Below are 13,162 nucleotides of genomic sequence, written 5' to 3'. Positions count from 1 at the left end.
GAGGCGAGATGGCGGCCACGTTCTCCCTGTTGCCGAACGCTCGGGCGCCGCTGTTGGTCGATCTTCGACCGCCCCGGCCGGGTGGGTTCCGCCGCCGCGCGGACGTTGCGGTGGAGATCCGGACCGACGGCGAGACGGTCGGGAACGCGTCGCTTGACGTCGAGCTGCGCGGCGCCGGGGACGTGGTCGGAGTTGACCCCCGGATGATAAGCCGGGTCGAGCCCACTCCGGCCGGCCGCGGCTTCGAGCCCAACTACGTTCCGTTCGTCGAGTTCGTCGACGCCGATTTTCCCTGGCGCTACACGTTGGACACCTCAGGGCGCGATCGGGTACGTCCGTGGCTGGCGTTGATTGCCCTGCGGCCGGCGGAGTTCGAGTTCGTCGAGCTTGGCGGCGCGCTGCTGCCGGTGATCCGGGTACTGGAGCCGCGTACATCCCTGCCGGACCTGAGCCAGTCCTGGGCCTGGGCGCATGTGCACGTCAGCCGGGAGGTGGCTCCCGACGTCGCGGTCGATGAGCTGGTGCGGACGCACGCCGACGCTGTGTTCGCTCGGCTGCTGTGTGCCCGCAGGCTGACCGACAGCTCCGTGTACCACCTGTTTCTGGTGCCAAGCTACGCGGCAGGCCGGCTGGCCGGACTCGGGCTCCCGGTGCAGCCCACGCCGTGGAACGCGCTTGCCTGGGGCGGGTCGCCCGATCCGGTCGTTCTACCGGTCTACTTCCAGAGCCATTTCGTCACCAGCGCGGTGGAAGACCTGGAGCTGCTGCTGCGGCGGCTCCGGCCACTCCCGGCTACCGACGCATCGGGAGTGGCGGTGACCCGGTTGGCGCGGGCTGACGATCCCGGCTTCTTCCCGGGTTTCTCCGCGCCTGGGCGGACGATCACCGTCCGGCACGCGCTCGCCAGGCTTGGAACCGAGCTGGGACCGATCGAGACGCCGCCCGCGCTGCGCCCGCTGCTGGCCGCCGCGCTGACCGGTGCCATCGCGGCCGAAACCCCTGCGCCGGATGGTGACGGTCCGGACGCTGAGGATCCGTTGCTCGCACCACCCGCGTACGGCTGGCGCAGCACCCCGACCCGTGACGTACGGGTGGGCCGGGCGGAGGCCAACCACTGGTTCGACCGGATCAATCTGGACCTCGGCCTGCGCGAGGCGGCCGGCCTCGGCGCCGAAACCGTACGCCGCAACCAGGAGGCGCTGGTCCGGCTCTGCTATTCGCAGCACGACGAGGCGGTTCGGGCCAACGAGCGGATCAATCGGTTCCGGCTCGCCGCGGCGATGGCGCAACGCCTGGTCGCGTCGCGATTCAACCGCCTCCCCGCCGAAGTTGCACTGGCCGCGGCCGAGCCGCTGGCGCCCTACCAACCGGTCGGCGAAGGCCGAACGATGCGCGAAGCACTGCGTGCGGTCGGTGTACCGTCCACCTTCGCCTCCCGGGACCTGCGACGGCAGTCCGCGAAGCGACCCACCCGTGGCCTGGTGCCAACGATCCGCGTCCCTACGCTGCCGTCGGGCCGCCCACCGACCCAGCCGAACGCACTTCCGTCGCCGCAAGTACCGGCCGCGCTGGCTGGGTTCATCCGCGACGAGCTGGGTGCGGCCGAAGTCTTCGAGCCCGCCCGGCAACCCGGGATCGCCATCCCGGTTGGGCGAGCGACCGCCGTCGAACTGGTCGCGCCGGTCCGCGCCACGCTCATACGGCTGCCCGCGGCCAAGGCCGCCGACGTCATCGCGGGACTCAGCGCACGGGAGCGCAACGTGCTGGGGCCGGTCGTGCGTCACCCGACTCCGCCGGTGGCGATGTCACCGCTGCTGGAGAAGTTCGCGCCAGATCGGATCCTCAGTGAACTGACCGGCCTACCGGAGAACACCGTCACGCTCGTCGAAGAGCATCGGCCCTTTATTGAGGCGTTCCTGGTGGGCGCCAACCACGAGCTCGCCAACGAGCTGCGCTGGCGGGGCTTTCCGATGGACGGGAGCCGCACGGTGCTGACCCGATTCTGGGACCGGGGCCGTGCCGGTTCCGACCCGACCGGCGCGGACATTCCACCGATTCATCTGTGGAGCCGCACGCCGGGCCTCAACCTCCCGCCGCATGACGACGGTCAGGCCGATCTCGTCCTGGTGTTGCGAAGCGACGCTATCCGTCGGTTCGGCCAGTTGGTGGCGGTGCTGAACCGCGGTCCGGGAACCACCTGGCGGCAGGGCGAGGGCACCGACCACCACCCCGTGTTCTTCGGCCGACTCGGCGCGGACGTCGCCTACTACGGGTTCGCGATCGGGCGTGCGGCGGTGGAGGCCGCGTTGAACCGGTTCTTCCTGGTGCTCTTCGAACCGGTAGGACGCTTGCGCTTCGGGCTCGACATCGCCACTGTCCGGGTCCGCCGGGAACGCCAGCAGTACCGGGCGATGGCGCTGCCGTTCGCCTTGGCCACACTCGGTCGGGTGCTGGACGACACGATCCCCACCGAGTTCGCCCAGGTCGACCCGCCGGAACCGACCGAGATCCCGAGCTGGGACGACCTGTCTTGGTCTCACGTGAACCTGACCGCTGCGGGCTACCTCGACGTCGCATCGACCGCGCTAGCCGTCCAGAACGGACCCGACTACTGGGGTCCCGGCCGTACGTCGGCCACAATCGCCCGCAGCATGTGGCAGCGGCCGGTTGCGGTCGTGATCCCGGTCCGGAGGCTGCTATGAGCGCACCGCTGCTGCTGCTTCCGTTGCGGTTGGAATACCGGGTGATCTCAGCCGACCTGCCGCACCGGGTTGTCGAACCCGACGACGGCCGGGACAATCGCGACCAGCGGACCAGCCTGCTCAACAAACCATTCGCCAGCACGGATGTCCCGCTGGCCGACGGCGAGCGGCAGATTTGGTTCCGCTGGTTCTTCGACGACGGGTTCAGCGAACGCGGCATCCAACCGATCACACGCGGCGAGCGGCCGGCGCTGGCGGCCTTCGAAGCGGCCATCGGCGGCCGGCGGTGGTGGGACGCCGACGACCCGGTGGTAGCCGGCGCCTGGTCGCTGCTCGCGGCACGGGTGGGGCCGGCACGCGCCGTGCACCTACTCCGCAGCCGGGGCGCGCCGGCGGATCCTGACTGGGCGGACCGGATCGGCCGGATTGCCGTGCCGCCGACCCGGGTCGCGCTCTTCGCCCTCGACGGGTCCGGTGTGGTGACGCCGCTCGGCGTGAGCGCCGCCCTGCCCGCGGAACTGCGGTACACCCCGGATGCGCTGGTGCCGGGCGGCTTCCTGGTGGATTTCGACGTCGCGGTGGCAGCCGGGCTCGGCCTGCGACTGATCGACCCACAGCTGGTCGGGGCCGCCCTGCGTGCGGACTGGCTGGTCGCGGTCGGGTTCAACGCCGGAGACGCCAGGCCAGCACTGAGCCGGCTGTTCCGCGACGCCGTGGCCCACGGCCGGTTCGGTTTCTTGGAGCAGGATGCGCCGACCAACAATAGTGCCCAGGCCCGTGCGCCGGACCTGGACGGACGCCGGGACCCCCTCGCGTACCTGCGGGCCGCAACCTCTGATGAGTCGGGCGAGCTGGGCTCCCCGCTGGAGCAGGCGGCCGACCTGCTGATCGAGGCTCTTGCGGTGGATGCTGGGCCGATCCGTCGCGCCACCGGTGCGGCCGACACCGCCCTGGAGGACGCGCGCGCGATGATCCGGGTTGTCGGCCCAGCGCTGCTGGACGCGGTCGCTGGCGCGCTCCGCGGCCTCGCCGAGGTGACCGACGAGGACGTAGTGGAGTTCCTGGCCCGGGATATCGTCGGCCGGGGGGTGCTACCCGTCGTCCGGTTCGGCAACAACCCCTACGGCGTGTTGCCGCTCATCGACATCACGCGGATGCAACCACTTGACGAACAAACGACCGCCGAGCGGGCGATCTCCTCGGTGCTGATCCGCTATGCGGCTACGTATCTGGGTTCCGAAGCGCAGTATGCGGCCGAGGCGGTGACGCGGATAGAGCCGAACGAACGCCGCCTCGCCGAGAAACTGGAATCCATCCTGCGTCAGCTGGCAACGTCCCGCCGGCTGCTCGTCGCCCCTCTCGGTGAGGCCGACGCCGAGCCACTGGGCTGTGGGTACGTCGGCGGTGCGCCGGAGGAGTACCTCGCCGCGCTGCGTACCGAACCGTTGTCGGCGCTGGCGGACCCAATAGAGACGGATGCCCGCCTGCCGTTGCTGTACCGACTGGCCCGGATGTCGATCACGAAGGGCATCTCCCTGCTGGTGGAGGCGTTCCTGACCGGGCGGGGGAAGACCACCCTGCGGGATCGCATGGTGCTGCCGCGACCGCAGGACGACCGACTCGATGAGTTGGAGGTCAACGCGCTTCTCCGTCTCGCCCGCCCACAACAGGTCCCCTTCGGCTTTCCGAACAAGGTTCGCGACCAGATCGCCAACCGGTCAGCGACCATGATCAGTGCGCTGAACCACCTCGAGCAGGTGGCCCGCCGCCCAGGCGGACGGGCTCAGCTCGAAGTGCTGCTGATGGAGACCTTGGACGTGGTCGGCCACCGCGCCGATGCCTGGATGAGCGGCCTCGCCCACCGGCAGCTCATCGCTCGGCGCCGAGCTGGCGAGCAGCGCCTGCAGGCCGGCTGGTACGGATTCCTCGCCAATCCCGAGCCGGAGGCCGCGACTGGCACTGCCGTCGGTTACCTCCAGGCGCCCAGCCCGGCCCAGGCCACCACGGCGGCATTGCTCAGGGCCGCTCATCAACGGTTCCGGACGTCCGGCGGCTTCGCGATCGACCTGACGTCTCGCCGGGTCCGCCAGGCGCTGCGCCTGTTGTCGTTGCTTCAGCGGGGCATGTCACCGGCACACGCGATCGGGCTCCGGGCCGAACGACGGTTGCACGAACGCAACCGCGACGACCTCATCCTGACGCTGCGGGACAACCTGCCGCTGCGCGATCCGGAGTCGAACCAGCCGGTACGGCTGCGGGCGCTCGACGGGTTCGCCCTGATCGACAGCGGGCTGCAGTTCGTGTCCAGCCCGGCCGACCGCGCGCTGCTGGACCATCTGCAGGATGAGTTGCGTGACGACCTGGACGCCCTCGCGGACCTGGTGTTGTGCGAGGCGACCCACCTTCGGGCGAACGGCCAGCAGACGGCTGCGAATGCCTGGCTGGCCGTGCTCAGCGGCGAGCCGGTGCCCGGCGAACCGACCTTCATCCGTACGGTGCGTTCCGGCCAGGGCTCGTCGCACCGGGTGATCGTGGCATTCGTACCGGTCGAGGTAGCCAGCCTCGACGGACCCACGCCGCCCCGCGTGCTGGCCGAGCCGGCCCTTGCGGCAGCCGCCGCCGACTTGCTGCCACAGGCCGCGACCGCGGCGGTCGATGTCGTCGTCGGTGCGGCCGACGGGTCCGCGCCGCGGCGGATCCGGCTCCGGCTCGCGAGCGACCTCGGGCTGGTGCCACTGGATCTGGTCGTCGGGGGGCACAGCGAGCTCGCGGTGCGGGCCCGGCATGAACTGCTCCGCCGGTGGCGTACCGATCCTGCCACCGCCACTCTTCTCGGACCATTACCGGACGGCGAGCTGGGCGTCTTCTTCGCCCGAGTCCGGCCAGTCGAGATCGACATCCCCGCCCCGGTCCGGACACTCCTCGACTCCGCCGCCGAGTTCCACGGCCTGGTCACCGACGGCCGTCCGCTGGACGCGACCGACCTGTCCGGGGCGGCGTCTCCGGCGCTGCCCCTGGACTCCGCGGCATCCCTTCAGGCGCTGCGGCCCGGTCGGGCCGAGCTCCGCAGGCGGGCAAGCCGGTTACGAGCCGCGGTCACCGCGTCCGCGGAGGCGCTGCGATCGGCCGTGTCCACGGTCATGATCCGCGCCCGTAACCACCGCCGACTGCTCGATGCCGCTGCCGATGAAGCGGCTCTTGCAAACTCGCTGGCAAATCTGGAGTCCGCACGGGACCGGCTGGACGCCGTACTGGTCCAGGCTTCCCATTTCGCCGAGCCGGGTGCGCTGCGGCTATTCGCGACGCTCGAACTAGCCGACGCGGCCGATCTATTCGAGTCGGAGTACGCCCGGTTGGTTGCCCGGCTGGAGGGTCGGGCCGCTGCACTCGCCGGGGCGCTATCCGACAGCGAGGCCACGCCCACGACTGACACCGAGGTCGTGCGCCAGATGACGGCGCTCACCGCGGCGATTCGGGACGTCCTGGACGGTGGGGCCCTGCCGGTGCTTCCACCCATCGCCCGCGTGCCGGCGACCACTCCCCTGCTGGGGACCAACGCTGGACCGGGTGCCGTCCTTGGGGACTTCGTAGACGTACGAAGCCGGGTCGGCCGGGCGGTGCGTACGGCGAGCCGGCTCGGCGAATACCGCGCCTTCCCGATCAGCCCGGCCGCCACCGACGACGAATCGGGTGATCCGACCGCAGATCAGCGAGATGAGACCATCGCTCCACGTACCCGGCTGTTCGGCGCCGTGCTGGCACGGCAGGCGACGCTCAAGTCGCCCGAGCTGTATGTCGGCACCGTTGCCGACGAGTGGTCGGAGTCCCGGCCCAGCCGCCGGCAGCAAACCGGTGTCGCGATCAACTACGACGCGCCGCAAAGCGAGCCCCCACACTGCCTGCTGCTCTGCGACGAGCCGGACGAGACGATCACCGAGTGGACACCCGAGGCCGCAGCAGGGATGGTCGGCCATGCCATCCGCTGGATGATGATCCGCGCACTGCCCGCCGAGGCACGGCGGCTGCCCGGGCCGCTGCTCCCGTTCGCGAACCAGGTCACCGCCAAGCTCACTCCGGCGGGGTTGCGCAGGCGTCTGCCGATACGCCAGTTCCGCCGTCCGCTCGACGTGCTGTCCTCGTTCCGCGACGGCGCCATGGTGGTATTCGATGACGGCGACCCGGTGGGGCCGAGCGGCATCGGGTTGCGTGAGATCGCGGGCTTCGTCGCCCAGGAGGACTGATGGTTGACTTTGCCCAACAGTTGTATGGCGCAGATAGCAGCGTACGACTCGCCGAGGCGGTGCAGGCTCGAGTCAAAGATCCGCTGTGGTTCCTAGCTCGCCAGTGGCAGGTCGGGGAGTTCACGGCAGAGAACGGTGGCCGGCCGGCGTGGGTGTCGGCCGCCTGGAGCGAGTTCGCCCTTGCGACGCTGAACCGCTCAGGCACCGACGAGCAGATCGACCTCGACGCCCCGCTGGAGTGGGCGGTGGAGCGCGAGGAGCCGAACGGGGAATCGCCGGCCTGGCAGTCGGCCGCCCTCGAGCACAGCTTCGAGCTCGACACGGGCGCCCATCGACTGCGGGCCGGCGAGTACGTCGGCCCCACGGTCGACTGGTATGCCGTGGACCTGGTGGCCACCTCGCCCGCCGATCCGACCGACACCGGCACCCGACGGGTGGTGCCCACCCAGATCGCGGTGCCTGGTGCGCCACACCCACGCTGGTGGCGGCTGGAGGATGCCGATGCGTACCTCGATTCGCCGAACGACCCCGAGCCCAATGTGCTCTCAATGTTGCTGCCGGAGCTCGGCTACGTCGACGTCAACGACTGGTACATCGTCCCTCTCGAGCAACGGGGCGGCACCCTGCGCCGGATCACTGAATTGTCGGTGGTGGACAGTTTCGGCGTACTGACCCCGATACCGCCAGTGGATGCCGAGAGCTGGACGGTGTTCACCCTGACGACGGCCGATGGGCAGGATCCCGCCGCAGCACAGGACTTGCTCTTTGTGCCGAACAATGCGGTGGCGATCGTCAGCAACGACGATGTTGAGGACGTCCGCTTCCTGCCCGACGAACATGCCAACCTCGTGTGGGCGTTCGAGCAGGCCTACCGCACCGAGGATGGACAGCTCGTCACCAACGGCGAGGCGTCGGTCCGGCAAGGGGCAGGTCCACAAGATGACGCCGACCTACCCAGATACCGGTTTGCCGCCGGGGCGTCGCCGGCCTGGGTCCCCTACCTGCCGCGGACACGGCCCGGACCAGGCGGCGCCGTCGCGGAGTTGTACCTTCGGCGCGGACGCACTGATCCCCAGGCGAATGCAGGCAACCCGCAGTACCACAGCAGGATCGTGGCCGAGGCGTGGCGACTGAACGAGCACGAGGTGCCTCCGGACGGGATCCGTGTTCGCCGCACCCACCGCTATGCCCGTGGCAGCGACGGACGAGCATACTTCTGGGTCGGCAGACGGGCCGAACCCAGCCCTCGCGCTACTTTCCCCCGCACCGCCTTCGACTACCTAGAGGGTGACGACTCCGGCTAAAGCCAGCCGATTGCGGAGCTGGTTGACTAGAAGGAGCAAACTTGACCGCTTTTCGAGATTCAGCGCTGAAGATCCAGAGGTGTTCGCACGGGATGGCCGCCGTGACGACCCGCTGGGTGTCGATCGTGAATCCGATCGCGTACACGAATGGGTCGGTGACGATCTCCGCCGCCACGTCTGCACCGTCAGAGAGCGCTTCAGACCTGCACGACCTCGTCCGTGACCCAGACGTCCAGGTCCCGGCCCGCGGCGGCCTTGCCGAGCACGATCTGCTGCCAGTTCACGGTGATCACCCCGACCGCGTTCGCACGCCGGGCGACCCAGTCCCGGTCGCCCGGCAGCAGCCGCCGGCCTTGCGGTGGCCGCGGTCGGCCGAATCGGTAACGGCGTGGTCGCCGCGGCAAGGAACCGTGTCGCCGGCGGCACCATCCCGATCGCTTGATGCGGACGACGATGGTTGTAGTCCTGAACCCAGGCATCGAGCTCGGCCTGCGCGATCGCCAGCGAGGCGAACACCCGGTCGGTGCGGAACTCGGTCCGCAGCGCTCGATGGAACCGCTCGACCTTCCCCGTTGTCGTCGGCGACCGCGGTTGGGTCAGCAGATGCTCCACGCCGTGCTCACGCAGGATCCGATCGAACAGCATCTCCACCGGCGGCTGGCTGAACCGGCCCGTGAACACCTTCCCGTTGTCGGTGAGCACCTGACCCGGCAGCCCATACCGTTCCAAGGCGAGGCGGAGGCCCTCGGCGACACTGCCCGCGTTCTCCCGAGGCATCAAGAACGCCGAGACACAGAACCGCGAATGGTCATCGATCCCGGTCAACGCCTTCGCCCGGCGCCCATCCGCGAGCACGACCCCGCCGACCACGTCCATTTGCCACAGCTCCATCGCCCGGCCCCGTTCCCACCGCTTCCACTTCCGATCCCTGGGTCGCCTCGCCGCGGGATCGATCAACCCGAAACGCAGCAACGCCCGATACGCCGCTGACTCACTCGGCACCGGCTCGACGCCGGCCAGGCGCAGCTCGTAGACCAGCCGCCGCGGCCCCCACGAGGGATGCCGACGCCGCAGATCCACGAGCGCGACCTCGACAACCGCGGGCATCTGCAACGGCGACGACCTCGGCCGATGCGAACGATCCGCCAGCCCCTCGAGCCCATCCGCCTCATACCGGGACAACCACTGATGCACGGTCTTCCACGACACCCCGAACCGGGCCGCGACCGACACCACCGTGTCACCGTCCTTGATCACGGCGAGCACGGCCTGATACCGCTGCTCTGACACGCTCAACTCCCGCATACTCGGGAGTGTCACCCATCAACCGAAACAGGTGGAACCGATCAACCGGAACATTGACACCACTCACCCGAAGGCCGAACGGCACCAATCAGGCGAAGTAACACAAGGGACTTGTAGGGCGGACGGGACTTGAACCCGTGACCGAAGGATCTACCCGGTCTGCAGTCGCCGTTTTCGGCCTGAGCCAGAATCACTCGAAGAATCTAGACGTGATCAGTGGATTCTTGCCGCGATCACAACTGTCGAGTCCCGATGCTACCCGTTGATCTCGACCGTCCTCGAGCCGTCTCGAGTCAAAAGTGCTGGAAAAATGTGCGCGGCTCAAGTCGTCGGCCCGGGTGTGATGTCTCAAGACATCGGTGACAGTTCTGCCTCAGGACTTCGGTAACAGTTGATGTCTCAGGACATCGGTGACGCTGGGAGGGTCTTGGGCAGTCGGCCGCGGGCTCGCTGCTGCCGACGTAGCGGGTGCCGGGTGCGGGCCAACGGGTACTCGGCGATGAGGGTGCAATGGTCGAAAAACATGACTCCGACGGTCTCCTAGACGACGTACACGCGTTGGCCGACGTAGTCGCAGCTGGTCTGGAAGCAAGATGCCGCGGGCGTACGCCGTGCCGTTGCCGGCGACCTTGACGACGCGCATGCGCTCGTTGCCGCCATCGGTTCAAACGGGACCGGCGTGGGCCGCCGGCGGTTCCGGACTGGGAGCTTTGGCCTTCGGGGTCGCGTCCCACGCCTGCTGCGGGGTGATCCCGCCGGGCAGCGCTGAGTGCGGGGACTCGGTGGGCGGCAATGACGTTGAGCCGATCACACCGGTAGCAGCTCCCAGTTCTTTGCCGTCGTTTCGGCCCTTTCTGTCCAGTACTCCAAAGCCTCTACCTCAAGAGCGCTGAGTCCCCCGGCGTGTTCGGAGAGCGGTTCTGCGAAGCACCCATGTACATCTCGCCGACAGTTGTTCTTCGACTGAGGGACTCATCTCGGCGGGCGAGCCGTATGGTCCGCCATGACGGCTGAGGCAGAGGCGTCTGCGTCGTTGAAGGCCCGCGCAACCTCCCGGCGTAGGTGGCGTGACCATCTCCATTTGCGTGCCCCTGCGCCAAGGACGAGCACACCGAGATGGAGCCATCCGTAGGCGCCGAGCACAACCAAGATGGCGACGGTGCTGAACTGTAGGAACACTGGCCAGAGTTCTTCCTCGGAGACCCAACCCGTTTGAATCAACGAGGCGACATACAGCTGCGACAGCGCCAGGCCCAGCACGACCCAGACCGTGGCGACCGCCGCGAGTCGACGCCCAGCTCGTTTGAACTGCGAGACGCGGATTGACAACGCGGAGTAAGGTCCCGGCCTCACGATGATCGCTGGCACGAACAACGCGGCGAGAACGATCGTATTCAGTATCGGCACGCCACCGAAGTCCACGGATGTCCGGCTTCCGGCAACGATCCAGATCGCGAGGGCGCAGAGCGCGACGGCGACGGCACAAACGACCACGTTCACGAGTGGGGTGGATCGCCGTGAGTCGAGGATGGTGCTGGGCCCACCGATAAGGAGTGCGCCGGCCAAGATTCCGATCACTATTCCCGCTTCAGTGCCAGTACCTGGAGAGCCGAGGATATATGCGTTGAGAATTAGCAGTAGCGCTAACCAGTCGGCAGATCCGTGCCGCCAGCGCCATGCCCAAATCAGCACCAGAACGCATATTACGGCGGAGAGCAAGTTCGCCAAGTTGTAATCCGCGGATCCCAGAAGCGGGTAGAGGGGGGTGCTGTCGTAGAGGGGTGCCGAACCCGCGGCCAAGAGGAGGCCGACAGCAAGTGCCGCGAGCACATCCACACCACGGAGATCGACTCGGCTTCGAACCTCAGCGCCCTTCTCGATCCAGCTGGTGCTCAGCGCGCTGAACCTGCTCCAGCCGATGAGTCGAGGCGTTATCCAGGCAAGGCCCAGACCTCCAACGAGGACGAGGGAAGCAGTGAGTCCACTCGGGGTTCGAAAGGCTTCCAAGACGGTTAGCACATCGCTCCCGTAGAACCAAACCTGCGTTATCAGGTCGGGAGCGTCTCGCAAAGGTACATCAGCGAACGCCGACCGCAAGAGGTCATGCGCAACGCGGCCGAAGACTGAGACGAGTAGCCCGAGCGAAAGTGAAGCAGCTGCCACAAGGGCAAGCGCATGAAGGATGTTTCGGGCTCCAAACGCCTGCGACCAGGTCTCGTACTCCGTGCGCCTGGGAGCTATGGCAAGGACGACGAGCACGCACAAGCCAGTGGGTACCCAGGCCGGCCAGCCGGCCCACGAGAAGCTCACCGGCGATGCTGCGACGATGCCGGCGAGAATCGGGAGCGCGAGCGCCAAACGGACTACCCAGCGTGAAGCGCCAAGAAGTGAGCAGAGAAGGAGCCCACCGATACCAAGGAGGACGCTCAGAAGGCTCGATCCGATGACAATGAAGTACTCCAAGCCGTCGATGCGCGCGAGTGCGCCGGTGGAGGCAACGCCATTTGACCATGGCAACGGCGCGGCCATCCACAGAACGATCCACCACGCCCCGAAACCAATGAAAGCTGGCTTGCTCGACCCGTCGGCTATCTGTTGAGTAGCTCCTCCGCCTCTAATCATTAGGACGATGACTGCTTCGATAGCGATGGCGCCAACGAGAACTGGCCAGAACCCGTCGTACGCAAGATCACCGCTATCTGTCGCGTCGGGGCCAAGCGCAAAGAGTGCCAAGCCGACATGGATGGCAACCAGCGCGGCAAGCACAGATAGCACGACGAGTCTGGCATTCGCAGAGCCCGATCTGATCGCGACGAGCGATCCGATGAGTCCGAGTGCAATCAGCGCTGGATCGGCCGCCACGGTAAACCACGTCGCCAGCAAGACGCCAATCCAGCCCACCGCGCTGAGGTTCGGGAACTCGCGGTTCTTTGTTCCGCGTTGCAGCGCCGACACGATGAATGCGGCTACCGTGGCCGTGGAACCGAGTGCGAGCCAGAGAGACACCCCATTTGGAAAGGAGCCAGCCGCCGATGCAAGAAGCCCCGAGCACATCAGTACTGCAACGCCGATGGCGACTGCGACCGATGTTCCGAGTCGGGACGCGATCACCTCAGGGGGCCATATCGTCCAGCAAGCGGCGAGCACCATTCCGAATGATGCCGCCGAGAAACTCACGCCCGGCCACCAGCTGTCTAGGGTCGGACTCGATAGGAGCAAAGCTGCCGTCGCAAATAGTGATGCCAACAGCAGCGGCCCTCGCACCTGTGCGGTCTTTTCTGTCAGCAAGTCTGCCTGAACCTGATCTGGCAACGGGGCACGTTCATCAGAATCGGACTGCAACCGAACAGATTGGAATCCAGCGAACTCGTCCACGGCAAAGTCGTTGGCGGCCGTAGCCTCGTTGATGAACACGACTGCCACGCGCGCAGGTCGGAGTTCATTCCACCTCTGGATGACCTCCGTGATCTCGCTGAGCTGCGGAGCTGTTGGCTCTACTGAGGAAAGGTCGACGAGATAGACCACAAGTCGATCGATTTCCCACAACGGCTTCCTTCCGGCACGAACGAGACGCGTATAGTCGCGTCGCGCGGCGGCCACAGCGGCCTCG

General features: G+C 67.6%; 4 protein-coding genes and 1 pseudogene. 3 read left to right on the top strand and 2 right to left on the bottom strand.

Going from position 1 to position 13,162, the window contains the following annotated elements:
• The first annotated feature begins 8 nt into the window (after positions 1 to 8).
• From ACULK4_RS08915 to ACULK4_RS08905, 3 genes are read left to right on the top strand one after another with little or no spacing between them, the layout of a single operon-like run.
• The gene (locus tag ACULK4_RS08915) at positions 9 to 2,702 is read left to right on the top strand and encodes a hypothetical protein (RefSeq protein WP_445966574.1); all 2,694 of its coding nucleotides are present in this window, start codon (positions 9 to 11) and stop codon (positions 2,700 to 2,702) included.
• Positions 2,699 to 6,943 carry a hypothetical protein gene (locus ACULK4_RS08910; protein WP_445966575.1) on the top strand — a complete coding sequence of 1,415 codons (4,245 nt, stop codon included), beginning with the start codon at positions 2,699 to 2,701 and terminating at the stop codon, positions 6,941 to 6,943. The genes ACULK4_RS08915 and ACULK4_RS08910 overlap by 4 nt, the downstream gene beginning before the upstream one ends.
• Positions 6,943 to 8,247 (top strand): hypothetical protein, encoded by a 1,305-nt coding sequence (locus ACULK4_RS08905; protein ID WP_445966576.1) that lies wholly within the window; start codon positions 6,943 to 6,945, stop codon positions 8,245 to 8,247. Before ACULK4_RS08910 ends, ACULK4_RS08905 begins: the two co-directional genes overlap by 1 nt.
• A 203-nt stretch (positions 8,248 to 8,450) precedes the next feature.
• Here ACULK4_RS08905 and ACULK4_RS08900 read toward each other — a convergent pair.
• Together ACULK4_RS08900 and ACULK4_RS08895 are read right to left on the bottom strand one after the other, a co-directional pair.
• Positions 8,451 to 9,552 (bottom strand): annotated as a pseudogene (locus tag ACULK4_RS08900) (IS481 family transposase); the annotation flags it as partial.
• Positions 9,553 to 10,524: 972 nt separating this feature from the next.
• Positions 10,525 to 13,077, bottom strand: coding sequence for a hypothetical protein (locus ACULK4_RS08895; protein ID WP_445966577.1), 2,553 nt, complete (start codon positions 13,075 to 13,077; stop codon positions 10,525 to 10,527).
• Between the last annotated feature and the right edge of the window lie 85 nt (positions 13,078 to 13,162).

The sequence above is a fragment of the Agromyces selenitireducens genome (genome assembly GCF_052748465.2).
The sequence above is the reverse complement of the archived record's forward strand: the minus strand, read 5'-3'. Positions and strand labels throughout refer to the sequence as shown.

Coding starts and splice junctions, on each gene's coding strand:
- ACULK4_RS08915 (WP_445966574.1), top strand. CDS start 9: ATGGCGGCCACGTTCTCCCTGTTGCCGAACGCTCGGGCGCCGCTGTTG.
- ACULK4_RS08910 (WP_445966575.1), top strand. CDS start 2,699: ATGAGCGCACCGCTGCTGCTGCTTCCGTTGCGGTTGGAATACCGGGTG.
- ACULK4_RS08905 (WP_445966576.1), top strand. CDS start 6,943: ATGGTTGACTTTGCCCAACAGTTGTATGGCGCAGATAGCAGCGTACGA.